The following is a 24816-nucleotide window of genomic DNA, read 5'->3' on the forward strand; positions in this document are numbered from 1 at the left end:
TTGGAACTCTCGACCTTGAAGCGCTTTTTGCTTCAAGCGAGAGAGTGAAATGGCCGGAGATTCTAGCCGCTGGAGCTAGATATTACAACTTAAAGCGCAAGTGGCTCACACCACTCACACTCTCTATTCTGAAAAAAACCCGCCTTGCGCAGCGAGTTTTACTTATCTTTGTTTGTAGGAACTGCATGACAATGACGACAGCGTGGTTCATACGATTCTGAAGCACCAACTAAAATAATCGGATCATCAAATGCCGCTGGTTCTCCATCAATTAATCGTTGTGTACGACTTGCCGGAGATCCACATGCAGAACATACTGCTTGTAGTTTTGTTACATGTTCAGCAATCGCCATCAGCTGAGGAACTTGTCCAAATGGTAGACCACGGAAATCTTGGTCTAAACCAGCTACAATGACACGATAGCCACGATTTGCCAATACTTGCACCACTTCCACAATGTCCCCATCAAAGAATTGCACCTCATCGATTGCAATTACATCCATTTCTTCAGTGATATGTTCAAATATATCTTTTGAAGCTGAAACAGGAACTGCTTTTACCTTTAATCCGTTATGTGATACAACGTCTTCTTCACTATAGCGATTATCAATACATGGTTTAAATACAATTGCATGTTGTTTCGCAAATTGCGTACGACGCACACGGCGGATAAGCTCTTCTGATTTACCAGAAAACATACTACCGCAAATCACTTCAATCCAACCGTTCTGATTTATTAAGTACATGAAGCTCTCCTTTCATCTACTTTTTAATTAAAAGTAGGGTAAAGGTATAATATTTTCGCAAAAAAAACAGACAAGCGAATAGATACACTTGCCTGTTTTATGTTTTTATTACTTAAGACCGTATTTCTTATTGAAGCGGTCAACGCGTCCGTCTGCAGTAGCAAACTTCTGACGTCCAGTGTAGAATGGGTGAGAATCAGAACTGATCTCAACTTTTAGTAATGGATAAGTGTTACCATCTTCCCACTCAACAGTTTCGTTAGATCCTCTAGTAGATCCGCTTAAGAATTTGAAGCCTGTGTTTGTGTCCATGAATACAACTTTCTTGTAATCTGGGTGAATTCCTGCTTTCATTCTTTTCATCTCCTTCCGCCCTGAATCATTTTCGAAACAGAGTTTTTCATCTTCAGCTGCATACACAACTATATTGATGAAACACATATGATGAAATTATAACAAGGCTAACTTCATTTTGCAACTACCTGTTTTTGTCTTTTTAATTTTAAAAGCAGAAGCGGCTCGTTCAGAATGGGAGGGGGATGGAGCTTCTGACGTAGAGGCGCTTTTTGCCTCGTAGGAAGACGCGAAGCCACCGACCATTCTAGCCGCTGAAGCTGGATATTATCTTTAAAGTGGAGGGGGCTCGCTCAGCTCTGACCAGCTAAGGTTCTTTCGCCCTAAAGGTGCTTTTTACCTTTCGGGCGGAAGGTTCTTAGATGCGAAGAGCTAGCCACCGGAACTGGATATCATTTAAAAGCAGAAGCGGCTCGCTCAGAATCGCAGGCTATTTGGAACTCTCGACCTTGAAGCGCTTTTTGCTTCGAGCGAGAGAGTGAAATGACCGGAGATTCTAGCCGCTGAAGCTGGATATTATCTTAAAATGGAGGCCGCTCATCTCTCTTTAAGATCACCTAAAAAACATAAAAAACTCGCTTACCATAAAATAAGCGAGTCCCAATCTTTTCCCTTTACTTCGTTGTTACATATCTTTTCGAATCTGCAACAATGTTTTGTAAAAATTCTTCATTTGTCTTTGTTTGACGAAGTTTACGTAAGAAACCTTCAACAAAGTCTGGTGTATCACGCATTGTTTTACGAATACCCCATAGTTTGTCTAAATGTTCTTTCGGAATTAATAGATCCTCTTTACGTGTACCAGAACGGCGAATATCAATTGCCGGGAAGATACGACGCTCAGCTAATGAACGATCTAAATGAAGTTCCATATTTCCAGTTCCTTTAAATTCTTCGTAAATTACATCGTCCATACGAGATCCTGTATCAACAAGAGCTGTTGCTAAAATTGTTAAGCTACCGCCTTCTTCGATATTACGTGCAGCTCCAAAGAAACGCTTCGGTCTATGGAAGGCAGCTGGGTCGATACCACCCGATAATGTTCTACCACTTGGCGGAATAACAAGGTTGTAAGCTCGCGCTAAACGGGTAATACTATCCATTAAAATGATAACATCTTTTTTGTGCTCTACAAGACGCATTGCACGTTCTAACACAAGTTCTGCTACTTTAATATGATTTTCTGGTACTTCATCAAAAGTAGAGCTTACAACATCTCCTTTAACAGAACGTTCAATATCTGTTACTTCCTCTGGACGCTCATCAATTAAAAGGACAATTAATTCAGCTTCCGGATGATTTGTTGTAACACTGTGTGCGATTTCTTTTAATAGACTAGTTTTACCAGCCTTTGGAGGCGCGACAATTAAACCACGTTGTCCAAATCCAACTGGTGCAATTAAATCCATGATGCGTGTCGGTAACTTTTTCGGTTCCGTTTCCAATTTCATTTGGCGATCTGGGTATAATGGTGTTAATGCAGGGAAATGCACACGCTCTTTTGCTGACTCTGGATCATCTCCGTTTACAGCTTCAACTTGTAATAACCCAAAGTAGCGTTCATTTTCTTTCGGAGGTCGTACTTTACCAGAAACCTTATCTCCATTACGTAAATCGAAACGACGGATTTGCGAAGCTGAGATATAAATATCTTCTGAGCTTGGAGAGTAGTTGATAGGACGTAGGAATCCAAATCCTTCTGATTGAATAATTTCTAATACGCCTTCCATGAAGAAGAAACCTTCTTTTTCTGCTCGAGCTTTTAAAATGGCGAAGATTAACTCTTTTTTCGTTAATTTGCTATAATACGAAATTTTAAATTCTTTCGCAAGCTCGTATAACTCTTTTAATTTCATGTTTTCTAATGCTGCAATTGACAAATTCATTCAGACACCACACTTTAACGTTATTCTCTTTTCACATGGGTAAAGGGAAAAAATACGGAAGGCAAATAATTAATAATGAAAGGCAATAAGTTCAAGTAGGGTAATATTCACTATTGTAACCCTTTTATCTAGTTTTAATCAATACGTTGAAACACAAATACAAGAAGCGAAGACAAGAAAATTTGTCTTCGCTTTTTATTTAATCCAGCTTCAGCAGCTAGAATGGTCGGTGGCTTCACTTCTTCCTACGAGGCACAAAACGCCTCTTCGTCAGGAGTTCCAATGCCTTCCCCTTCTGAGCAAGCCACCTCCGCTTTTTACTTAATAACCAAGTTCGGTTTTTTATTTAAGCTGTGACGTCCGTCTACGAAGCGTACTGTGCCTGATTTTGCGCGCATAACAAGGGATTGTGTTGTTCCTACGCTACCTTTAAATTGAACGCCGCGTAGTAGTTCTCCGTCTGTTACGCCTGTTGCTGCGAAGATTGCATCGTCACCTTTTACTAAGTCCTCCATGCGAAGGATGCGGTTGATGTCTTCTATGCCCATCTTTTTGCAACGCGCCAATTCAGCTTCGTTTTGTGGTAATAATTTCCCGTGAATTTCTCCACCTAAACATTTTAATGCAACTGCTGCTAACACACCCTCAGGCGCGCCACCAGAGCCGAATAAAATATCTACACCTGTACGATCAAATGCGGTGTTGATTGCACCAGCTACGTCTCCATCATTAATCAATTTAATGCGAGCACCAGCTTTACGAATTTCTTCAATAATTGCTTGATGACGTGGACGGTTTAAAACTGTCGCTACAACATCTTCAATATCTTTGTTTTTCGCTTTCGCAACTGCACGTAAGTTATCGATAATAGGCGCATCAATATCGACCGCCCCAACTGCTTCTGGGCCAACCGCGATTTTATCCATGTACATGTCAGGAGCATGTAACAAATTACCATGATCTGCAATTGCAATAACAGCAAGAGCATTCCATCCACCAGCTGCTACAATGTTTGTCCCTTCTAAAGGATCAACTGCAACGTCTACACGCGGACCATATCCTGTACCTAATTTTTCTCCGATATATAGCATTGGTGCTTCATCCATTTCACCTTCACCAATTACAACTGTACCTTTCATCGGAATTGTATCAAATACATCACGCATAGCTGATGTTGCTGCACCGTCTGCCTCATCCTTTTTCCCGCGTCCCATCCAACGCGCTGATGATAAAGCTGCAGCCTCTGTTACACGTACTAACTCCATAGATAAACTTCTTTCCACGATAATCCCTCTCCTTTAAGTCTTTATATTTCTGCCGTATTTTGTGAACCGTGTTTTTCTATAAAGTGTACTTCCGCAAGTAGTGATGCTTCGCTTCCCCCTCGCGGAAGTATCACTTATGCGTTCTTCATTTCTTCAATTTCTTGCTTTGTCATTTGTTCTCGCCAAATGTTTGCACCAAGCCCTTTAAGCTTGTCTACTATATTTTCATAGCCACGATCAATATGCTCAAGTCCGGTTACTTCTGTAATTCCATCCGCCATCAATCCTGCAATAACAAGAGCTGCTCCAGCTCGCAAATCACTCGCTTTCACTTTTGCACCTTGTAATAAAACAGGACCAGTTACGATAGCTGACCGACCTTCTACTTTAATTTGCGCATTCATGCGACGTAATTCATCAATATGTTTAAAACGTGCGCCATAAATCGTATCCGTTACAACACCCGTTCCATGCGCCTTTGTTAAAAGTGTTGTAAATGGCTGTTGTAAATCTGTTGGGAAACCTGGATATACAAGCGTTTTTATATCAACTACTTTTAATCTTCTATCACCGTTCACTGTAATCTGGTCATCATTCGTTTCAACTTGGACACCAGCTTCTCTTAATTTTGCAGTAACTGACTCCAAATGCTGAGGAATAACATTATCAACTGTTACTTCTCCTCCTGACGCAGCACCTAAAATCATATACGTACCCGCTTCAATACGATCTGGAATGATCGTATGATGACAACCGTGCAATGAATCCACACCATCAATTCGGATTACATCTGTACCAGCACCTTTAATGCGTGCTCCCATGCTAGTTAACAATGTAGCTACATCAATAATCTCTGGTTCTTTCGCTGCGTTTTCAATAACAGTTCTACCTTTCGCTCGTACAGCTGCTAGCATAATATTAATCGTAGCTCCTACACTAACAACATCTAAATAAATACGTGCCCCTCGTAGTTCATCTGCTCTTAAATAGATAGCACCTTGTTCATTCGTAACATGTGCACCTAACGCTTCAAATCCTTTAATGTGCTGATCAATCGGCCTCGGTCCTAAGTGACATCCACCTGGAAGCCCAATAACAGCTTTTTTAAAACGGCCAAGCATCGCACCCATTAAATAATAAGAAGCACGCAATTTTTTCACTTTTCCATTTGGTAAAGGCATTGCAACCATGTTAGAAGGATCGACTACCATCTCTTCCTCCTGTCCATACGTTACTCTTCCTCCAATTTCCTCTAGTAAGTCTCCTAACATTTTCACGTCCGAAATATTAGGGACACCACCAATAGTTACTGGAGTATCTGCTAAAATTGTCGCTGGAATTAGTGCAACGGCGCTGTTCTTTGCACCACTCACACGAATTGTTCCATTTAAAGCTCTTCCGCCTTCAATTAGCAATTTTTCCATATTGAGCTCCCTTCTTGTGAATGTATTTACTTTCTATATTTTTATAGAAAGCTCCCCCTTAAGAATCTCAATCACTCTTTCCACCCTAACACTCAATAAATAGGAAACCATCATCTTCATTTCTCCTGTAATACAAAAAGATAAAGATTAACTATTTATCGAATTTACTTTATCAATTTAGATACATTATCACATTTATTAATAGGACTATGCACATTATTTTCTATTTCAAAAACAAAATGATAAAATCTTTAGACTTGTTCACGCTTTCATTATACAACGAAAGGAAACCGTCTAAAAGAGTAGACGGTTTCCAAAACGGAATTTTATTCTTACGCTTTACCGTTAGAACCGAATTCGCGAATTTTACCAATAACAGTTGCTTTGATAGCGTCGCGGCCAGGTCCGATAAATTTACGAGGATCGTAAACTTCTTGGTCTTTGTTTAATACTTCACGAACAGCTTTTGTAAACTCAATTTGGTTCTCAGTGTTTACGTTGATTTTTGAAGTACCTAAAGAGATAGCTTTTTCGATATCAGCAGTTGGGATACCAGTACCACCGTGTAATACTAAAGGTACGCCAGTGAAGTCACGAACTTGTTCCATTTCAGCGAATCCTAAGTTAGGCTCACCTTTGTAAGGACCGTGTACAGAACCTAAAGCTGGAGCTAGGCAATCGATACCTGTTGCTTCAACAAGGTGCTTACACTCAGCTGGGTCAGCGTAAATTACGCCTTCAGCGATTACGTCGTCTTCTTGTCCGCCAACTGTTCCAAGCTCAGCTTCAACAGATACGTTACGAGCGTGTGCGTATTCTACTACTTTTTTAGTAGTTTCTACGTTTTCTTCGAATGGGTGGTGAGAAGCGTCGATCATTACAGATGTGAAACCTGCATCGATTGCTTCTTTACATTTTTCGAAGCTTGAACCATGGTCAAGGTGAATCGCTACAGGAACAGTGATGTTCATTTCTTCGATTAAAGCTTTAACCATAGCTACAACTGTTTTGAAACCAGTCATATGACGAGCTGCACCCTCAGATACACCTAGGATTACAGGAGATTTTTCTTCTTCCGCAGCAGCTAAGATAGCTTGAGTCCACTCTAAGTTGTTCATGTTGAATTGACCAACTGCGTATTTTCCTTCTAGTGCTTTGTTTAGCATTTCTTTCATAGAAACTAAAGGCATGGTGAATCCTCCTAAAAAACGTTTTTTGTATCCGATAAGTTCTTATCGCTGGTAGTATGACCAGAATAAGGTAAAATATGTATATCTACATACCGGACTTTTTTCTACACTCAATAGGATAACAACTTGTACTCAAAAACTCAACCGTATTCACCTGCACAATAGTCCATGTAAACGCTTTTTTCCATATTTTTTATAAAAAATTCATTTTTAAGCCTCTACAGCGAGTTCATTTCTCACCGCTTGACGAATTTCATCAATATCAAATGGTTTAGCAAAATGCATTAAAGCACCTAAATCTTTTGCTTCTTGGATCATATCAAGCTCTCCATAAGCAGTCATTAAAATCACTTTAATACTCTCATCAATTTCTTTTACATGCTTTAAAATCTCTATACCATCCATACCTGGAATTTTCATATCTAACACAACTAAATCTGGATTATCTTTTTTCACGATATCTAAAGCTTGAAATCCATTCGCTGCTTGGAATGTCTGATAACCTTCTTTTTGGAACACTTCATGTAATAACACACGAATGCCATATTGATCATCAACGATTAAAATTTTCCCTTCCATAACTCCCAACCTTTCTGTGTAAGTACAAGATTTAAAGCTTCTTATATCTTAACGATTAATTTTCGCTATTCTTTACCAAATTCCTTCCTATTTCTTTCTTATTTTACCGTTTCCTATTTTGTTATGCCACCTTCGATTTCACCTTTCTAAAAAAATAAACTATAATGAAAGCCGGTAAACACGTACGAAGGGAGTAACATTATGTTAAAAATTTTTTCAACCCAATTAAGCGGTTATTTCTCCAGAGTTTCTCAAAAAGAGGAAATGAATATAGAAGATAGCGCCCGTCTACTTGCTCAAGCATTAGTTGGCGAAGGTTTCATTTATTTACATGGTACAAATGAAATGGAGGGCGTTGTTGCTGAAGCACTATTCGGTGCTGAACCAATGAAGCAAGCAAAACGATTTTTTGAAAATGGTAAAGAAGTAGAAGTAACTTCTGCAGATCGTGTGCTTCTTATTAGCCGTTTTTCAACAGATGAAGAAGTTGTAGCAATAGCAAAAAAACTGCAAGCAGATGGACACTCTATTGTCGGCATCTCTACTATTCAAGAAGGCAATGAATCACTAGAACAATATACAGATGTACATATTGATACAAAACTGTTAAAAGGGCTTATTCCAGACGATGAAGGTAATCGCTACGGATTCCCAAGCTTAATGATAGCTTTATTTGCATATCACGGAATCAAATTTACAATCGATGAAATGTTAAATGAATATTAAAAAAAGCGCCCTATTTCAGGCGCTTTTTTATTACTTGCTCTCTTTATTCGTAATAGAAGCTTTTACGAAGTCATGGAACAATGGCTGTGGACGGTTTGGACGAGAAACAAGTTCTGGGTGGAACTGTGCTGCCACGAACCAAGGGTGATCTTTTAATTCAATGATTTCAACTAGACGGCCATCTGGGCTTGTACCAGAGAATACAAATCCTTCTTTTTCCATATCCGGACGGAATTGATTGTTGAACTCATAACGATGACGATGACGCTCATATACAACCGGCTCATTGTAAGCATTGTATGCATTTGTTTCTTCAGCAAGCTTACATGGATATAGACCAAGACGAAGTGTACCACCTAAGTCTTCTACATCTTTTTGTTCTGGTAATAAGTCGATGATTGCATAAGGTGTGTCAGGATTGATTTCAGAAGAGTTAGCTCCTTCTAATCCTAATACGTTACGTGCGAATTCGATTGATGCAAGTTGCATACCTAAGCAAATTCCTAGGAATGGAACTTTGTTTTCACGAGCATATTGAATTGCAACGATTTTACCTTCTACACCACGATCACCGAAGCCACCTGGTACAAGGATACCATCTGTGTCTCCTACTAATTCTTGTACGTTCTCTGCTGTTACGTGCTCAGCATTTACCCATTTCACTTCTACATCTGTGTCGAAAGAGTAACCCGCATGACGAAGTGCTTCTACAACAGAAATGTATGCATCTTGAAGCTCTACGTATTTACCAACAAGAGCGATTTTTGTTTTCTTAGAAAGGTTACGCACTTTTTCAACTAGCGCAGTCCACTCTGTCATATCTGCAGCTGGATTGTCTAATTTTAAGTGATCGCAAACGATTTGGTCCATATTTTGCTCTTGAAGAGATAATGGAACTGCATATAAAGTATCTGCATCGCGTGCTTCAATAACTGCTTTTGTATCAATGTCACAGAATAATGCAAGCTTGTCTTTCATATCTTGAGAAACAGGCATTTCTGTACGAACAACGATAATATTTGGTTGAATACCTAAACTGCGAAGCTCTTTAACGCTATGTTGCGTTGGTTTTGTTTTCATTTCACCCGCTGCTTTTAAGTACGGGATTAACGTACAATGAATGTACATTACATTGTCACGACCGATGTCGCTCTTAATTTGACGGATTGCTTCTAAGAATGGTAGAGACTCGATGTCACCAACAGTTCCACCGATTTCTGTAATAACAACGTCCGCGTTTGTTTCGCGACCAGAACGGTATACGCGCTCTTTAATTTCGTTAGTAATGTGAGGAATAACTTGAACTGTTCCTCCTAGGTATTCACCACGACGCTCTTTTTGAAGAACTGAAGAGTAAATTTTACCTGTTGTTACGTTGCTGTATTTGTTTAAGTTGATGTCGATGAAACGCTCATAGTGACCAAGGTCTAAGTCAGTTTCTGCACCATCATCTGTTACGAATACCTCACCGTGTTGATATGGGCTCATAGTCCCTGGGTCTACGTTAATGTATGGATCAAACTTTTGAATTGTTACGTTTAAACCACGATTTTTTAAAAGTCTTCCAAGAGATGCTGCTGTAATACCTTTACCTAAAGACGATACTACACCGCCTGTTACAAAAATATACTTAGTCATGAAAAAGCTCCCTTCTATTTTGCTGTTATATAATCACCGTTGCAAAGCGCAACGTATGTAGATAACACTGTATCCATCTTATTGTTAGACTCTTTTTATTTTCTAAACAAAAAACAAAAAAGAAAATTGCTCCCCTCATCACATAAAGTAATAAGTAGGGAGCAATTTTCTTTTATATTTACACTTTAAAAGTATTATCGTCCTTTTTTAAAGAGCCCAAAAATGATTCTACATGGACGATAATGAAAAGTCAAGAACTACAGTTCTTCCTCTTCTTCTTCTTCAGTTTCATCATACTCAAGTTCTTCTTCAGCGAAGTCATCTTCATCGTCCTCTAAATCATCAAGATCATCGTCGTCTCCGTCTTCGTCTTCAAGAACCTTGTCCAAATCTTCTACATCATCATCTTCGTCTTCATTTCCGTCTACATCATCAAAGTCATCTTCATCTTCTTCAATGTAGTCGTCAAAACCGTCTTCTTCAACTTTACGTTTCTTCTTCGGTTTTGGTTGAGGCAAGATTTCTTCATCAATTTGCTCATATGGGTACCAGCTACGTAATCCCCAACGATTTTCTCCTAAATTAATGAAACGTCCATCGATGTTTAAGTCTGTATAAAATTGTGCGATCTTCGCATTAACTTGCTCTTGAGATAGTCCCAGCACTTGAGCGATTTCTTGAACCAACTCGTTGAATGTCGTTGCTTGTTTTTTATCCCCTAAAACGCTATGTACAACTTCAATCATTGAACATTCTTTTAGCTCTTCTGGTGAATATTGCTTAAAATCCACTTATGCGGCACTTCCTTTCATCAAATATAACCTTATATATAACGGCCTGCTTAAAAAAATCCATACTATTCATTATAAACAAAAGTCGCACAAATATGCTACAAAAAAAACGGGAAACTTTTATAGGGTAGTAAAATTATAATTTGTGCATTCCTTATTTCGGAAGCATATGGGCCCCTTGTAATACATACCTAATTTGCATGTCTGTATATTCCTCGAGCGTATATAGCTTTTGCAACGCCCAACGTCGAAATCCCCACATCTGTCCTTGTATAAAAATATTATGCGCAAGAAGCTGTATTTCTTTTTTATTTAATGTAAATGTTCCGTTTTCCGTACACTGTTCTAAAATATTCTCAAACATTCCTACCATTTGAAACTCCTTTTCTAATACGTACGGGAGTGATTCTTTCGGTAAAAAGCGTACCTCTTGATACATTATTAATACTTCTTCCTGCAATTCGTCCATCACTTTAAAATAATTCGTTATTGCTATCTTTAAACTTTCTACACTTCCTTTTTCCGTACAAACTACTTCCTCTAACCTTTCTTTTACATGTTCATAAATACTATCACAAACTAAATACAAAACATCATCTTTTGTACGAATGTATTCATAAAGCGTTCCAATACTAAATCCAGCTGCCTTTGCAATCTCTCTCGTTGTTGTACGCGGAAATCCTTTTTGTTTAAACAGTTGTACTGCACCTTTAATCATTTGTTCACGCCTTAACGCAACTAATTTTTCATCTTTCACTGATGCATGCACATTATGTTTAACCATCCCCTTCACCTCTCTATTATTTTTTGGAAGGAAAAAGCGTAGGAAAATACCTACGCCTTTGATCCTACTTCGTTAACATACGAGAAATTACGAGCCTTTGAATCTCTTGTGTTCCTTCATATATCTGTGTAATCTTTGCATCTCGCATGTATCGCTCTACTGGATAATCTTTCGTATAACCGTAACCACCAAATACTTGTACCGCTTCCGTCGTCACCTTCATCGCTGCATCACCTGCAAATACTTTTGACATCGCTGACTCTTTCCCATACGGAAGCCCTTCCGATTCCAGCCAAGCTGCTTGATATGTTAGAAGACGCGCCGCCTCCACATCCGTTGCCATATCTGCAAGTTTAAAGCCAATCCCTTGTTGCGCCGCAATCGGCTTCCCAAACTGATGACGCTCTCTTGCATATTCTACGGAAGCATCTAAAGCCCCTTGTGCAATACCGACCGCTTGCGCCGCAATACCGTTACGGCCACCATCTAATGTTTGCATCGCTATCTTAAACCCTTGTCCTTCTTCCCCTAGTAAATTCTCTACAGGAATACGGCAATCTTCGAACATAATTTCAGTTGTTGGTGAAGAGCGAATCCCTAATTTACTCTCCTTCTTCCCAACTGAAAATCCTGGTGTATCACTTTCCACTATAAATGCACTCGTGCCACGCTGCTTCGATTCAGGATCAGTTAATGCGAAAACAACATAAATATCAGCAATACCACCATTAGTGATAAATATTTTTGATCCATTTAATACATAATGGTCTCCATCTCTTTTGGCGATCGTCTTCATTCCACCAGCATCCGATCCAGACCCTGGCTCCGTTAAGCCGTACGCACCAATTTTCTTTCCTTCAGCCATCGGTCGTAAAAATGTTTGCTTTTGCTCTTCTGTTCCAAATTTAAAAATTGGCCAACCAGCAAGCGAAGTATGTGCAGACAATGTTACACCTGTAGAAGCACATACACGCGATAATTCTTCAATAGCAATTACATACGCTAAGTAATCGCTTCCAATTCCGCCGTATTCTTCAGGCCACGGAATACCAGTTAAACCAAGCTCGGCCATTTGATCAAATATTGCACGATCAAATCTCTCTTCTTCATCACGCTCAGCTGCCGTCGGTGCTACTTCATTCTTAGCAAAGTCTCGAACCATTTTTCTTATCATTTCATGTTCTTCTGATAGTTTAAAATGCATGCCCGTCTCCCCCTTGTGCTTTTATAAAGCTCGGCTAATAACAAGTTTCTGTATTTCGCTCGTTCCTTCATATATTTGCGTGATTTTCGCATCACGGAAAAATCTTTCTACTGGATAGTCCTTCGTATAACCGTATCCCCCAAATACTTGCACCGCTTCAATCGCAACTTCAACAGCTGTTTTAGAAGCGAATAATTTCGCAATAGATGCTTCCTTACCACATGGTAATCCTTGCGCTCTTAGCGATGCCGCCCTATATACGAGTAATCGCGCCGCTTCTACACTAGTTGCCATATCTGCAAGTTTGAAGCCAATCCCTTGCTGCGCCGCAATTGGCTTTCCGAATTGCTCACGTTCTTTCGCATAATCAATCGCACATTCAAGCGCCGCTTCAGCAATCCCTAATGCTTGCGCCCCAATCCCAATTCTTCCAACATCTAAATTCGCCATTGCTACCTTAAATCCTTGTCCTTCTTCACCAAGTAAATTCTCAGCCGGTACCTTCATATCCTCGAACGTAAGTTGTACAGTGCGAGAACCGAGCAGTCCCATTTTATGCTCATCTTTACCGATAATTAAGCCTGGTGTATCTTTCTCTACTATGAATGCAGAAATCCCACTCTTTCCTGCCTCTGGATTTGTAGAAGCGAATACAATATATGTACTTGCTTCACCACCATTTGTAATGAACACCTTCGATCCATTAATAATGTAATGATCGCCTTTCTTCACAGCTCTTGATTTCAAACTTCCTGCATCCGATCCTGCATTTGGTTCTGTTAATGCAAATGCACCTAAATATTCACCAGTCGCAAGTTTAGAAACGTATTTCTCTTTCTGTTCTTCTGTTCCGAAATATAAAATCGGGTTCATTCCAACTGACGTATGTACAGCTAAAATTACACCAACCGTTGCGCTTACCTTTGAAATTTCTTCAATTGCTAAAATGTAAGAAATAAAATCCATTTCTGCCCCGCCGTATTTTGCAGGCGCTGGAATTCCCATTAATCCAAGCTCACCCATCTTCTGCAAAATCTCTTTTGGAAACACCCCTTGTTCCATACTAGGAACAAAGGGAGCAATTTCCTTCTGTGCAAAATCTCGAACCATTTTTCTCATCATTTGTTGCTCTTCATTAAAACGAAAGTTCATATACTCCGCCTCCATTTGCTATAAATCCTTTTAATAATTTGGTAAGACCACTATTTTGTAACAAAGGGGGATTTATTCGTAAACGTAGAAACCACGACCTGTTTTACGTCCTAACCATCCTGCATTTACGTACTTACGCAGTAATGGACATGGGCGGTATTTACTATCACCTAAACCTTCATGCAACACTTCCATAATATATAAACACGTGTCTAAACCGATAAAATCAGCGAGCGTTAAAGGACCCATCGGGTGATTCATACCAAGTTTCATTACTTCATCAATCGCTTCTTTCGTCGCTACACCTTCATATAACGTATAAATTGCTTCGTTAATCATCGGCAATAAAATACGATTCGATACAAATCCTGGGAAATCATTTACTTCAACTGGTACTTTGCCAATTTTCTTCGTAATATCTTCAATTGTTTTGTATACCGCATCATCTGTAGCCAAACCACGAATAATTTCAACAAGTTTCATAACCGGAACCGGATTCATAAAGTGCATACCGATTACTTTTTCCGGACGTTTCGTTACCGCGGCAATTTCTGTAATTGGCAAAGATGACGTATTTGTCGCTAAAATTGCGTGTTCTGGAGCAATTTCATCTAAATTCGCAAAGATTTTCTTTTTAATATCCATTTTCTCGACAGCTGCTTCGATAATAAGATCCGCTTCCTTCACACAATCTAAATCAAGCGTTACTGCAAGACGGTTTAATGTCGCTTCCTTTTCTTCTTCCTTCATGCGCCCCTTTTCTACTTGGCGTGCTAAGTTTTTCGTAATAATAGCCAATCCTCTATCTAATTGCTCCTGTTTTAAATCTTGTACCTTCACATCGTATCCTGCCATTGCACATACTTGCGCAATTCCTGATCCCATTTGTCCTGCACCAATTACAACAATTTTTTGTACACCCATTTCTTCTTCCCCCTTAATTTTTAATAAACTATATATCTTCTAATCTTAATTAGTGAACTTCAATCATCACTGCATCGCCTTGACCGCCACCACTACAAATCGAAGCAATTCCAATTCCACCGCCGCGTTGCTTAAGTGCATGGATTAGTGTAACGATAATGCGCGCTCCGCTTGCTCCAATCGGATGTCCCATCGCTACTGCGCCGCCATTTACATTCAATTTTTCTGGGTCAATTCCTGCGATTTCTGTACTTGCAATTGCTACTGCTGCAAATGCTTCATTAATCTCGAATAAATCGATGTCTTCAATTGTCTTGCCTGTTTTTTCAAGCAATGCGTTAATTGCATAACCTGGCGTTCTCGGGAAATCTTTAGACTCCACTGCAATTGCTGTATGTGCCAAAATTGTCGCTAACGGCTTTCTTCCTTCTTGCTTCGCTCTGTCTTCGCTCATTAATACAAGTGCAGCACCACCATCGTTTAAGCCTGGTGCATTACCAGCTGTCACTGTCGCTGTTTTATCAAATACAGGTTTTAATTTTGCTAACTTTTCAATTGTTGTATCCGCGCGTGGCGCCTCATCCTTTGCAACGACAATAGGATCGCCTTTTCTTTGCGGAATCGTTACTGGCACGATTTCCTCTTCAAAACGTCCTTCATTATGTGCTGAAACCGCACGCTGGTGGCTACGATATGCCCATTCATCTTGCGCTTCGCGAGAAATTCCATCTTCCTTCGCAACTTCTCCGCCATAAACACCCATGTGTATACCTGAAAATGCGCATGTTAAACCGTCAGCAATGTTTAAATCAACGACTTCGTTGTTGCCCATTCTATATCCCCATCTTGCTCCTCGTAAAATGTAAGGACTGTTACTCATCGACTCCATACCACCAGCTACAATCAATGATTGATCGCCAGTACGAATAATTTGATCCGCTAACGTAACCGCACGAAGCCCCGATGCACAAACTTTATTCACTGTTTCCGTCTGCACTTCCCAAGGGATTCCAGCAGCCCTCGCCGCTTGGCGCGACGGAATTTGCCCCTGCCCACCTTGAATAACCGTTCCGAATATAACTTCCTCAACATCACTAGCAGAAACATTTGCTCTTTCAAGCGCCGCTTTAATTGCAATCCCTCCAAGTTCTGTTGCTTTTACATCTTTTAAAGATCCTCCAAATTTTCCAACTGGTGTTCTTGCAGCACTTAAAATAACTGTTTTACTCATGTTTCTTTCCCCCATTTCATTTTTTAACACTGAGCGCTCGCTCGGTATCCCTACGTTGAGAAGAGGTGCAATCATTGCACCTCTTTCTAAAGTTGTATGCATTCCTACAAACTAGATTGCTTCTTTCTTCTGTCCAATCACTGAGCGTTCTAAAATCTCTGTTACATCGAGAGTTTGAACTTTCTCTTCAACTTCTTTCGCTTTCGTCCCATCACTAATCATCGTTAAGCAATACGGACATCCTGTACCGATAATGGATGGCTGTACAGCTAATGCTTGTTCTGTACGAGCAACGTTAATGCGTGAACCTGTTGTTTCCTCCATCCACATTAAGCCACCACCTGCTCCACAGCACATTCCCGTTTCACGGTTACGTGCCATTTCTACAAGATTCACACCAGGAATCGCTTTCAAAATGTCACGCGGGGCTTCGTATACTTCGTTGTATCTTCCTAAGTAGCAGGAATCATGGTACGTAACTGTTTCCTCAATAGCGTGAACCGGTTTTAAGCGTCCTTCTTTCACCCACTGAGCTAACAGTTCTGTATGATGATAGACTTCTGCTTGCAAGCCAAAGTCCGGATACTCATTTTTAAATGTGTTATAAGCATGAGGGTCAATCGTAACGATTTTCTTCACTCCTGCTTTTTCAAATTCCTCGATATTTTTTGTCGCCATCTCTTGGAAGACAAATTCATTTCCAAGGCGGCGCGGTGTATCTCCAGAGTTCTTTTCCTTATTACCGAGTATCGCAAATGAAATGCCTGCTTCGTTCATCAACTTCGCAAACGATATCGCAATCTTCTGACTACGATTATCATATGATCCCATTGAACCAACCCAGAATAAATATTCGAACTCCTCACCAGCTTTCGATTTTTCTTTTACAGTTGGAACCGTTACTTCATCATCACCTTGGCGCCAAGTTTCACGCTCTTTACGGTTTAGACCCCACGGATTCCCCTGACGCTCGATATTTGTCATCGCACGCTGTGCTTCCGCATCCATCTTTCCTTCTGTTAAAACGAGATAGCGGCGTAAATCAATAATTTTATCAACGTGCTCATTCATAACCGGACACTGATCCTCACAGTTACGACACGTTGTACAAGCCCAAATCTCTTCTTCTGTAATAACATCTCCGATTAAACTCGGATCGTAAGCGAGTGTTGCAGCCGCTGATTCTTGTTGCCCTTTTCCAGCTGCCATCATCGCTAACTGATTTCCTTGTGTATTATTAAAAGCAACTACTGGAACCCACGGTGCTTTTGATGTCACTGCAGCTCCTTTATCAGTTAAATGATCGCGAAGTTTTAAAATTAAATCCATCGGCGATAACATTTTACCTGTTCCTGTTGCCGGACACATATTTGTACAACGACCACACTCTACGCAAGCGTATAAGTCAATAAGCTGATTTTGTCTAAAATCTTCGATTTTACCAACACCAAATGTTTCTTGTGTTTCATCTTCAAAGTCAATCTTTTCAAGTTTCCCTGGATTTGAAAGACGGCCGAAGAAAACGTTAGCTGGTCCCGCAATTAAATGCGCGTGTTTCGATTGTGGAACATAAACTAAAAATGTTAACAAAATTAGTAAATGCACCCACCAAGAGAAATAGAACACAGAAATGGCTACGGTTTCATTTATCCCTGAGAAAACGTAAGCGATTGCAGAAGCGATTGGCTCACTCCATGAAAGCTCCTCGCCATGCCATATAATTCCCATCCCATTACCGAGTAGCACAGAAATCATTAAGCCACCGATAAAGATAAGAACAAGGCCTGATTTGAAATTACGTTTTAAACGAACTAGCTTCTCAACATAACGTCGATGAAAAGCCCAAAAGACTGCAATTAAAATAACAAGTGTGACAATTTCCTGGAAGAATGTAAATGCAGGGTATAGTGGTCCAAGTGGAAGATGTGATCCTGGTGCGAGTCCTTTCCAAACGAAGTCAATTGCTCCAAATTGGACAAGAATAAATCCGTAAAAGAACATAACGTGAATAATGCCGCTCTTTTTATCTTTCAGCAGCTTTTTCTGACCGAAAACATTGACCTTAAGGAGATCCCAACGCTCTTTAAAACGACGGTCAAATTCAATCTTTTTTCCTAACTGTATGTAGGCCATCCTCGTTCGTATAAGATACACAAACAAATATCCCGCATAAGCAATAACAGCAATGGCAGCCAGCCAATTCATGATCAGTAAGCTATTCATTTTTATGCTACCCCTCTCTTTGTAAGCCCTCTTTCTTTTTTAGAATCTTCAAAAACATATAATTTTCTGAATTTTATCCCCTACCTTCATTATATAATGAGTGAGCATTCAGTCAACAGTTTTTTGTTATACAACAACATATTTTTTAATAAAGCTGTTTATTTCGGTGAAACTATAAAGTGAAACTTTAATCATTAGAAGTTATTTACTCCCTACTAATTATTAGCCCACAAATAACCGAATAAAATGAATGTTTGATTTATAAAAAACAAATGGTGAAAAGACCGTGAAGGAGGGAATTTACTCATGTTCTTCTTATCTCTCTTATTAATAGGTATTGCTCTCTGGATTGTAATTGATCTTTCTTATGGGAGAATTGTTCATTTAAGGCGTGTACGTTCTCGTTCTTTCCCTTTACGTCAAAGTGATTTTCACCTTTATACATACGGAAAAGATTTGTATGACGCTCTATTTACTGATATAAAACAGGCGAAACACCATGTGCACGTTTTGTTTTTCATTGTAAAAAACGATACAATCAGCCGGGAATTTTTAAAGTTACTTATTGATAAGGCAAAGGAAGGAATTGAAGTAAGACTTCTACTCGATCGATTGGGGGGCCATCATTTATCAAACGAGGCCGTTCGCTCCCTACAAAAACATGGTGTCTCTTTTTCATTTTGTCACAAAGTAAAGTTTCCTTTTCCTTTCTTTTCTGCAAATCAAAGAAACCATAGAAAAATTACAGTTATCGACGGGAAAATTGGTTACATTGGGGGATTTAATATTGGTGAAGAGTATTTGGGACATAATGAGCGGTTAGGATTATGGAGGGACTATCATTTACGTCTTACAGGCGAAGGAGTACAAGATTTACAAAAGCAATTTTTACATGACTGGTTTGATGATACAAACCAAAATTTATTGGACGCTTCTCTTTATTTTCCGAAACAGCAACCCGGTACTATCGAACATCAATTTATTCCAACTGATGGTGCCTATTTACAACATACTTTTTTACATTTAATTGAAGGTGCAAAAAAGGAACTCTTTATCGGTACACCCTATTTCATTCCTGGAAGAAAAATTATGAACGCATTATTAGAAGCACGAAAACGCGGGGTTCAAATCACGATTCTCGTTCCAGAAAAAGCGGATCACCCCCTTGTTCGAGAAGCAAAATTCCCATATTGCCGAAAGTTAATACAAGCTGGCTGTAATATTTACGCATTTCAACAAGGTTTTTTTCACGCTAAAGTTATTATAGTTGATGACTATATCTGTGATATCGGAACTGCAAACTTTGATATGAGAAGTTTATATATTAACCATGAAATCAACTGCCTTTTATATGATGAACATTTTATACAAACAGTAAAAAATAAATTCCACGAAGATCTAGAAAATGCGTCATTACTTTCCTTGAAAGATGTTAGTCCGAATTCTCTCATTAATAGAGGCAAAGAATGGATAGGAACAATACTTGCTTTCTTCCTATAGGAAAGATAATGCATAAAGGAGATGTATTCATTATGATTATGCGTTTCGGATATGTCTCACATGCAATGGCACTCTGGGACTGTTCTCCGGCTAAAACGATGACATTTACAAGCTTTCAAAAGCTTAGTAAACAAGAACGAGAAGATAAATTATACGATGTTACGCGGCAGAATCTTGAGCATACAATACGTATTCTTCATTACAATATAGCGCATGAAATTCCATTATATCGCTTATCTTCTTCCATCGTCCCACTTGCAACACATCCCGAAGTCGAGTTTGATTACATCGGATTGTTCACACCGCTTTGGCGTACAATTGGGGCATTAATTAAAGAACATAATTTACGAGTAAGTTTTCATCCGAATCAATTTACACTATTTACAAGCGACAAACCACACATTACGACTAACGCTATTACAGATATGACCTATCATTATAAAGTATTAGATGCAATAGGCATTGCAGATTCTTCTTATATTAACATCCATGTAGGTGGTGCCTACGGAAATAAAGAAAAAGCGGTTGAACGTTTCCATGACAACATAAAAAAACTTCCTGCACATATAAAGAGGCAAATGACACTTGAAAATGATGATAAAACATATACAACTGCTGAAACTTTATCTATTTGCCAAAAAGAAAAGATCCCATTCGTATTTGATTATCACCATCACATGGCAAATCTTTGCGAAGAACCGTTAGAAGAGTTACTTCCTGCAATTTTTGAAACTTGGTCACATACAAATATCGTTCCTAAAGTTCACATTTCCTCTCCTAAATCAAAAAAAGAATTTAGGGCTCACGCGGAATATATTGATTTAGAGTTTATTAAACCTTTCTTACACGTTGCAAAAAAAATCAATCATAATTTCGATATTATGATTGAAAGTAAACAGAAAGATTTAGCGATGCTGCAATTCATACATGAATTATCCTCTATAAGAGGGGTAAAAAGAATAAGTAGCTCAACATTACAATGGTAAATTGTAATGTTGAGCTATTTTTTTCAAAAAAAGTAATTTTTTTAGTAAAAAACACCCTATTTTATATGCTATGATTGGAATTAGCATTTTCCACCTGTGATTCAACTTTATTGAAACGGAGTCATAATATGATTAATCAAAAAAAATACGTACACTTTGTCACGATGTACATAATTATATTTTCTCTTTGGATATTTCTTATCCCTAAGGACTTAAATATAAAAGAAATTGGAATTCTCTTCTTATTTTTTTTCGCTACACTCTTTTCTTGCTATTGCCTATATAAAGCAATTAAGAAAATGAAGCGCGGTGACAAATTATTTTGGGTTTTAGTACTATGCACTTGCCTATGTGGATTGACAATGGAGATAACTCTATTTCTTCATTCACTTTCTATATATGACCAAGTCATATTCTCGTATAAGGCATTGCCCTTTTTTATCGTACAATATATTTTGCTCTTTTCTGGCTTTGCTATAAAGTTCATAAAGCATTACTCTATTAGAGGACTAGCTCAATTTTCATTCGATAGCATCTTTATCGTTATTATGAATATTTATTTTACCTTAACTTTTATTTTGGACATTTCAAGCTTTCGTATGTTAACAACAGATACCTGGGTTTTAATTGGATATTTTATTGCACAATCATTAGTAATCTACGCCGTAATTAGTCTATATAGAAGAGAAGAATATTCTTCTAGCAGAATTTCATTAATTATTGGCTTTACTATTATACTCGTGTACGGATATATACACCTGTTTCAATTAAACGCAGGGATAAAACCTTCTTCTGAAGTCTCTTACTTAATACATACTGCTTCGATTTTATTAATTGGTTTGTCATCCATACTATATATTTTAGATAAACCAATACAGCATGAAACGAAAACAAAATATTATCGGTTTGATTATGTGCGCTTTATATTACCTTATTTTAGTATAATCATTACTTTTTCTTTTATTATCTTTCAACCTTGGGATGATAAGTTCATGTTGATCGGTCTAGTATTATCTCTTATCTTATTATTCTTACGACAACTTTATATGTGGAAAGATAATCAGGCACTAATCGATACATACGAGCAGTTGACTACACAACTAGAAGATAAAGTAGAAGAAGGTGCATCTGCTTTATCAAAAAGTGAACAACGTTATAAATCTTTATTCGAAGATCACCCGGATGCTGTTTTCTCTTTAAATATGTATGGTATTTTCCAGCAGTCTAATACAGCTTGCGAAAGCTTATTTACTGCCTACTATTGTGAAGTAGAAAGCTATTCCCTTTTACACTTTATTGACTCAAAAGACCATGATTTACTAAAGAAAGCTTTACAACTAACGAAAGAAGGTAGACCACAAACTTTAGAAGTTCGCACAAAGGAAAAAGAAGGTTACTACTATTACCTTCACATTACACTCATCCCTACTTTCATAAACAAGGAAGTTGTCGGGATGTTTGGCATAGCACGTGATATTACAACTTTATATGAAAAACAAAAACAAGTAGAACATTTAGCCTTTCATGATGCACTTACCGGATTACCAAATCGCCGTAAATTTGAAAAAGATTTAAAAAACATTTTAAATACCGCTCAGGCTAGCGCAAATGATGTTGCCGTCATATTTCTTGATTTAGATCGATTCAAAAAAATTAACGATAGACTCGGTCATGACGTCGGAGACTTGTTATTAATTGAAGTAGCAAAACGATTACGCAGTTGCCTACGTTCAAAAGATGTCGTTGCTCGCCAAGGCGGAGATGAGTTTACAATTCTATTACCAGATATGTACTCAGAAAAAAGTGCGGCCTTTATAGCTGAACAGATTTTAAATATTTTAAACAAACCATTCTTCATTAAAGATGAAGAACTGTCTATTACACCAAGTATCGGAATTGCAATGTACCCTGATTGTGGAACTGATGTAACAGCATTAATGAAAAATGCTGATATGGCTATGTATCGCGCGAAAGCAAATGGAAAAAACCGATTTGTTTTCTTCTCAAAAGAAATGAGTATCGCTCAAAATGAGAGTAACTTCTTAGAAGGAGAACTTTCAAAAGCATTACAACAAAATGAATTTTTCCTTGAATACCAGCCACAAGTAAGCACAAAAACAAAACAAGTTATTGGTTTTGAAGCATTAATTCGTTGGAAACATCCAAAGCTCGGTATCGTATCCCCAGCCCAATTTATCCCTCTAGCAGAGGAAACTGGATTCATTATTGAACTTGGAAATTGGATTTTACGTACTGCTTGCTTAGAAGCGAAAAGATGGCATAATCAAGGTTTCTCTCACTTAAAAGTCGGTGTAAATTTATCTGTAGTTCAATTTAATCATGCAGATTTAATCCCAACTATTTCAAAAGTTTTAGAAGAAACAGAGTTACAACCAGAAGCACTAGATATCGAAATTACAGAAAGTATCGCCATTAACCAAAATCAATCTGTAGTTGCAAAACTAGAACAACTTCAAAATCTCGGTATTCAAATTTCAATTGATGACTTTGGAACTGGTTATAGTTCTTTAGCTTATTTAACAAAATATCCAATTAACACATTAAAAATTGCTCGAGAATTTATTTGCGGAATTACAACTAGTCCTTTAGAGGAAGCGATTATTTCTTCCATTATTACACTATCAAAAGAACTAAATTTAGAAGTTATCGCAGAAGGTGTAGAAACCGAAGAACAATGGAAGTTTTTATATGAGCAAAACTGTGACCACATTCAAGGATTCTTTATTAGCAAGCCCGTTTCTAGTAAAGACGTTTGGAGGTTACTCCACAAAAAAACAACCGTCTAAGTAAGACGGTTGTTTTTTTAATATTCAAAAGGTAGGTCCGAAGCTAATTGTACCTCTTGATCATTATGAGAAATTACTTGGCTTTTCTCTAAAGCTGTATCTGTTAATGAAATACCCCATGCCATTGCTAACGTTAATAAACTACCAATAAGTAATTTTTTCATATTCCATCACCCACATTTTTTCTTTTAATATATCATGAAAGTTTATCCATGCCGTATGCAATTATGCATATCCATTTTTTAGGGTTATTCATTCATTGATTTTATTTACGATTGCCTCTTTATATGCATGCATTTCTAATATATCAAAAAAGAAACTTGCTTTCTTATATGTATCTTCAATCTCTGCCTCATCATACTCCAACCTTTCTAGACATTCACCTCTTTGATAGTACAGCTGCCCAATTAATGCCATACTATTAATTCGGCAAGATATTTCAATCGCCTTATTCACTTGATATAAGGCTTGTTCATATTGATTATCTAAGTATAGTGCTTTTGCATGATTATATCTTACCTTCACGTCGAATTCTTCATTATCATGCAATGACTCTAATTGTTTCAATATACCTTCAAATAACTCAATACTCTTCTTAAAATAGCCATTTTCAGCATAAATATTTGCGATTGCATTTTCTATATAGAGGTTTTGGTATACATCTATTCCAGCTAGTTGTTGGTTTAACAATTTTTTCAATTCTAAAATACAATATTCGTAATCAATTTTCTTCAACATGTAAGCTGCTACATGATATTGCCATTGAAGAAACTGCTGGAATTCGGGATGATATTCTTCCTTTTTCAGCTCATTCCATACTCTATTATAAATCTCTTTATATTTTTTTTGCTTACATAGCGTAATGACTTGATCTTTAAACTGCTTTTTTCTCTCAATATCTGAATAAATGAGTACCTCATAAAAATGAATAATGGGAACTTGTAACTTTGCTGCAATACCTTGCAATATATCCATACTTGGGTATACTGCGCCTGATTCAATTCGGCTCACTTCCGATTGATGACATATGTTCTCGGATAACTGTTTTTGTGTTAATCCCCGCATTACCCTAATTTTCTTAATTTCACTTCCTAATTTTTCTGCGTGCATACTTACTCACCATCCCATTATAACAATATAATTTGTTAAGTTGTCATACCACTACAATAATGTGAGTTCGACAATTTTTGACATGAAATAATGCATAATATATATAAAATTCGGCAAATTCTTCATACAATTCGTCTCACATATAATAATAGATTAGTAGTTTTATAAATAAATTATAGAAGATTCGTCCGTGCCTTCGTTACATTCGGTCTTCTTTTTCCTTTATTAGCAGTAGCAGAAGTTATTCACACCCAAGAATTAGACAGAAATGAAGTAAAATTTGAAATTACTTAGCC

The 24816-nt window shown here is 38.0% G+C and carries 21 protein-coding genes; 4 read left to right on the forward strand and 17 right to left on the reverse strand.

Annotated features, from left to right (window positions below):
- Nucleotides 1–158: 158 nt before the first annotated feature.
- The 7 genes from ACTFR9_RS17925 to spo0F form a co-directional block, all read right to left on the reverse strand.
- The gene (locus tag ACTFR9_RS17925; protein WP_000280862.1) at nt 159–746 is read right to left on the reverse strand and encodes a thymidine kinase; all 588 of its coding nucleotides are present in this window, start codon (nt 744–746) and stop codon (nt 159–161) included.
- 108 nt (nt 747–854) lie between these two features.
- Nucleotides 855–1100, reverse strand: a complete 246-nt coding sequence (locus ACTFR9_RS17930; RefSeq protein ID WP_000643437.1) for a type B 50S ribosomal protein L31 — start codon at nt 1098–1100, stop codon at nt 855–857.
- A 614-nt stretch (nt 1101–1714) separates the two neighbouring features.
- Nucleotides 1715–2986 (reverse strand): transcription termination factor Rho, encoded by a 1272-nt coding sequence (gene rho, locus ACTFR9_RS17935; RefSeq protein ID WP_001053898.1) that lies wholly within the window; start codon nt 2984–2986, stop codon nt 1715–1717.
- 317 nt (nt 2987–3303) lie between these two features.
- Nucleotides 3304–4269, reverse strand: a complete 966-nt coding sequence (gene glpX, locus ACTFR9_RS17940) for a class II fructose-bisphosphatase (protein WP_000442336.1) — start codon at nt 4267–4269, stop codon at nt 3304–3306.
- A 116-nt stretch (nt 4270–4385) separates the two neighbouring features.
- Nucleotides 4386–5675 carry a UDP-N-acetylglucosamine 1-carboxyvinyltransferase gene (gene murA / locus ACTFR9_RS17945; RefSeq protein ID WP_000413260.1) on the reverse strand — a complete coding sequence of 430 codons (1290 nt, stop codon included), beginning with the start codon at nt 5673–5675 and terminating at the stop codon, nt 4386–4388.
- Nucleotides 5676–6007: 332 nt separating this feature from the next.
- Nucleotides 6008–6865: a class II fructose-bisphosphate aldolase gene (locus tag ACTFR9_RS17950; RefSeq protein WP_001131850.1), complete on the reverse strand. Its 858-nt coding sequence runs from the start codon at nt 6863–6865 to the stop codon at nt 6008–6010.
- A gap of 210 nt (nt 6866–7075) precedes the next feature.
- On the reverse strand, nt 7076–7444 hold the full coding sequence (spo0F, locus tag ACTFR9_RS17955) for a sporulation initiation phosphotransferase Spo0F (protein ID WP_000398594.1): 369 nt from the start codon (nt 7442–7444) through the stop codon (nt 7076–7078).
- Nucleotides 7445–7645: 201 nt separating this feature from the next.
- Between spo0F and ACTFR9_RS17960 the strand changes: the two genes are divergently transcribed.
- Nucleotides 7646–8170 carry a DUF2529 domain-containing protein gene (locus ACTFR9_RS17960; RefSeq protein WP_229136598.1) on the forward strand — a complete coding sequence of 175 codons (525 nt, stop codon included), beginning with the start codon at nt 7646–7648 and terminating at the stop codon, nt 8168–8170.
- Nucleotides 8171–8200: 30 nt separating this feature from the next.
- Here ACTFR9_RS17960 and pyrG read toward each other — a convergent pair whose 3' ends face one another.
- The 8 genes from pyrG to ACTFR9_RS18000 form a co-directional block, all read right to left on the reverse strand.
- Entirely contained in the window at nt 8201–9808 is a 1608-nt protein-coding gene (gene pyrG, locus ACTFR9_RS17965; RefSeq protein WP_000170454.1) for a CTP synthase, read from the reverse strand.
- Nucleotides 9809–10065: 257 nt separating this feature from the next.
- Nucleotides 10066–10599, reverse strand: a complete 534-nt coding sequence (gene rpoE, locus ACTFR9_RS17970) for a DNA-directed RNA polymerase subunit delta (RefSeq protein ID WP_000346283.1) — start codon at nt 10597–10599, stop codon at nt 10066–10068.
- A 154-nt stretch (nt 10600–10753) separates the two neighbouring features.
- The gene (locus ACTFR9_RS17975) at nt 10754–11383 is read right to left on the reverse strand and encodes a TetR/AcrR family transcriptional regulator (RefSeq protein WP_000238604.1); all 630 of its coding nucleotides are present in this window, start codon (nt 11381–11383) and stop codon (nt 10754–10756) included.
- Nucleotides 11384–11447: 64 nt separating this feature from the next.
- Entirely contained in the window at nt 11448–12587 is a 1140-nt protein-coding gene (gene acdA, locus ACTFR9_RS17980) for an acyl-CoA dehydrogenase AcdA (protein ID WP_000545521.1), read from the reverse strand.
- Between the two features lie 21 nt (nt 12588–12608).
- Nucleotides 12609–13739, reverse strand: coding sequence for an acyl-CoA dehydrogenase (locus ACTFR9_RS17985; protein WP_001011170.1), 1131 nt, complete (start codon nt 13737–13739; stop codon nt 12609–12611).
- Nucleotides 13740–13811: 72 nt separating this feature from the next.
- Nucleotides 13812–14663 (reverse strand): 3-hydroxybutyryl-CoA dehydrogenase, encoded by an 852-nt coding sequence (locus ACTFR9_RS17990; RefSeq protein WP_000538858.1) that lies wholly within the window; start codon nt 14661–14663, stop codon nt 13812–13814.
- Nucleotides 14664–14712: 49 nt separating this feature from the next.
- Nucleotides 14713–15996 (reverse strand): acetyl-CoA C-acetyltransferase, encoded by a 1284-nt coding sequence (locus ACTFR9_RS17995; protein ID WP_002163456.1) that lies wholly within the window; start codon nt 15994–15996, stop codon nt 14713–14715.
- A 9-nt stretch (nt 15997–16005) separates the two neighbouring features.
- Nucleotides 16006–18117, reverse strand: a complete 2112-nt coding sequence (locus tag ACTFR9_RS18000; protein WP_001086790.1) for a heterodisulfide reductase-related iron-sulfur binding cluster — start codon at nt 18115–18117, stop codon at nt 16006–16008.
- 306 nt (nt 18118–18423) lie between these two features.
- Between ACTFR9_RS18000 and cls the strand changes: the two genes are divergently transcribed.
- The 3 genes from cls (at nt 18424) to ACTFR9_RS18015 (ending at nt 23410) form a co-directional block, all read left to right on the forward strand.
- Nucleotides 18424–19617, forward strand: a complete 1194-nt coding sequence (gene cls / locus ACTFR9_RS18005; protein WP_000465816.1) for a cardiolipin synthase — start codon at nt 18424–18426, stop codon at nt 19615–19617.
- A gap of 32 nt (nt 19618–19649) precedes the next feature.
- A complete protein-coding gene (gene uvsE, locus ACTFR9_RS18010) occupies nt 19650–20603 on the forward strand; it encodes a UV DNA damage repair endonuclease UvsE (RefSeq protein WP_000605890.1) in 954 nt (317 codons plus the stop codon).
- Between the two features lie 128 nt (nt 20604–20731).
- Nucleotides 20732–23410, forward strand: coding sequence for a DUF4084 domain-containing protein (locus tag ACTFR9_RS18015; protein ID WP_002163455.1), 2679 nt, complete (start codon nt 20732–20734; stop codon nt 23408–23410).
- A 17-nt stretch (nt 23411–23427) separates the two neighbouring features.
- On the opposite strand, the gene papR is transcribed toward ACTFR9_RS18015, so the two are convergent.
- Together papR and plcR are read right to left on the reverse strand one after the other, a co-directional pair.
- The gene (gene papR / locus ACTFR9_RS18020) at nt 23428–23574 is read right to left on the reverse strand and encodes a quorum-sensing peptide PapR (protein ID WP_000734741.1); all 147 of its coding nucleotides are present in this window, start codon (nt 23572–23574) and stop codon (nt 23428–23430) included.
- Nucleotides 23575–23662: 88 nt separating this feature from the next.
- Nucleotides 23663–24520 carry a transcriptional regulator PlcR gene (plcR, locus tag ACTFR9_RS18025; RefSeq protein ID WP_000542921.1) on the reverse strand — a complete coding sequence of 286 codons (858 nt, stop codon included), beginning with the start codon at nt 24518–24520 and terminating at the stop codon, nt 23663–23665.
- Between the last annotated feature and the right edge of the window lie 296 nt (nt 24521–24816).

Origin of the sequence: Bacillus cereus group sp. MYBK222-1 (assembly GCF_051916425.1) — a bacterium.
GTDB classification, from domain to species: Bacteria; Bacillota; Bacilli; order Bacillales; family Bacillaceae_G; genus Bacillus_A; species Bacillus_A paranthracis.

Coding starts and splice junctions, on each gene's coding strand:
- papR (WP_000734741.1), bottom strand. CDS start 23,574: ATGAAAAAATTACTTATTGGTAGTTTATTAACGTTAGCAATGGCATGG.
- acdA (WP_000545521.1), bottom strand. CDS start 12,587: ATGCATTTTAAACTATCAGAAGAACATGAAATGATAAGAAAAATGGTT.
- uvsE (WP_000605890.1), top strand. CDS start 19,650: ATGATTATGCGTTTCGGATATGTCTCACATGCAATGGCACTCTGGGAC.
- rho (WP_001053898.1), bottom strand. CDS start 2,986: ATGAATTTGTCAATTGCAGCATTAGAAAACATGAAATTAAAAGAGTTA.
- ACTFR9_RS17930 (WP_000643437.1), bottom strand. CDS start 1,100: ATGAAAGCAGGAATTCACCCAGATTACAAGAAAGTTGTATTCATGGAC.
- ACTFR9_RS17925 (WP_000280862.1), bottom strand. CDS start 746: ATGTACTTAATAAATCAGAACGGTTGGATTGAAGTGATTTGCGGTAGT.
- pyrG (WP_000170454.1), bottom strand. CDS start 9,808: ATGACTAAGTATATTTTTGTAACAGGCGGTGTAGTATCGTCTTTAGGT.
- ACTFR9_RS17950 (WP_001131850.1), bottom strand. CDS start 6,865: ATGCCTTTAGTTTCTATGAAAGAAATGCTAAACAAAGCACTAGAAGGA.
- plcR (WP_000542921.1), bottom strand. CDS start 24,520: ATGCACGCAGAAAAATTAGGAAGTGAAATTAAGAAAATTAGGGTAATG.
- ACTFR9_RS17990 (WP_000538858.1), bottom strand. CDS start 14,663: ATGGGTGTACAAAAAATTGTTGTAATTGGTGCAGGACAAATGGGATCA.
- ACTFR9_RS17960 (WP_229136598.1), top strand. CDS start 7,646: ATGTTAAAAATTTTTTCAACCCAATTAAGCGGTTATTTCTCCAGAGTT.
- ACTFR9_RS17995 (WP_002163456.1), bottom strand. CDS start 15,996: ATGCATACAACTTTAGAAAGAGGTGCAATGATTGCACCTCTTCTCAAC.
- ACTFR9_RS17985 (WP_001011170.1), bottom strand. CDS start 13,739: ATGAACTTTCGTTTTAATGAAGAGCAACAAATGATGAGAAAAATGGTT.
- ACTFR9_RS17975 (WP_000238604.1), bottom strand. CDS start 11,383: ATGGTTAAACATAATGTGCATGCATCAGTGAAAGATGAAAAATTAGTT.
- ACTFR9_RS18000 (WP_001086790.1), bottom strand. CDS start 18,117: ATGAATAGCTTACTGATCATGAATTGGCTGGCTGCCATTGCTGTTATT.
- cls (WP_000465816.1), top strand. CDS start 18,424: ATGTTCTTCTTATCTCTCTTATTAATAGGTATTGCTCTCTGGATTGTA.
- ACTFR9_RS18015 (WP_002163455.1), top strand. CDS start 20,732: ATGATTAATCAAAAAAAATACGTACACTTTGTCACGATGTACATAATT.
- murA (WP_000413260.1), bottom strand. CDS start 5,675: ATGGAAAAATTGCTAATTGAAGGCGGAAGAGCTTTAAATGGAACAATT.
- spo0F (WP_000398594.1), bottom strand. CDS start 7,444: ATGGAAGGGAAAATTTTAATCGTTGATGATCAATATGGCATTCGTGTG.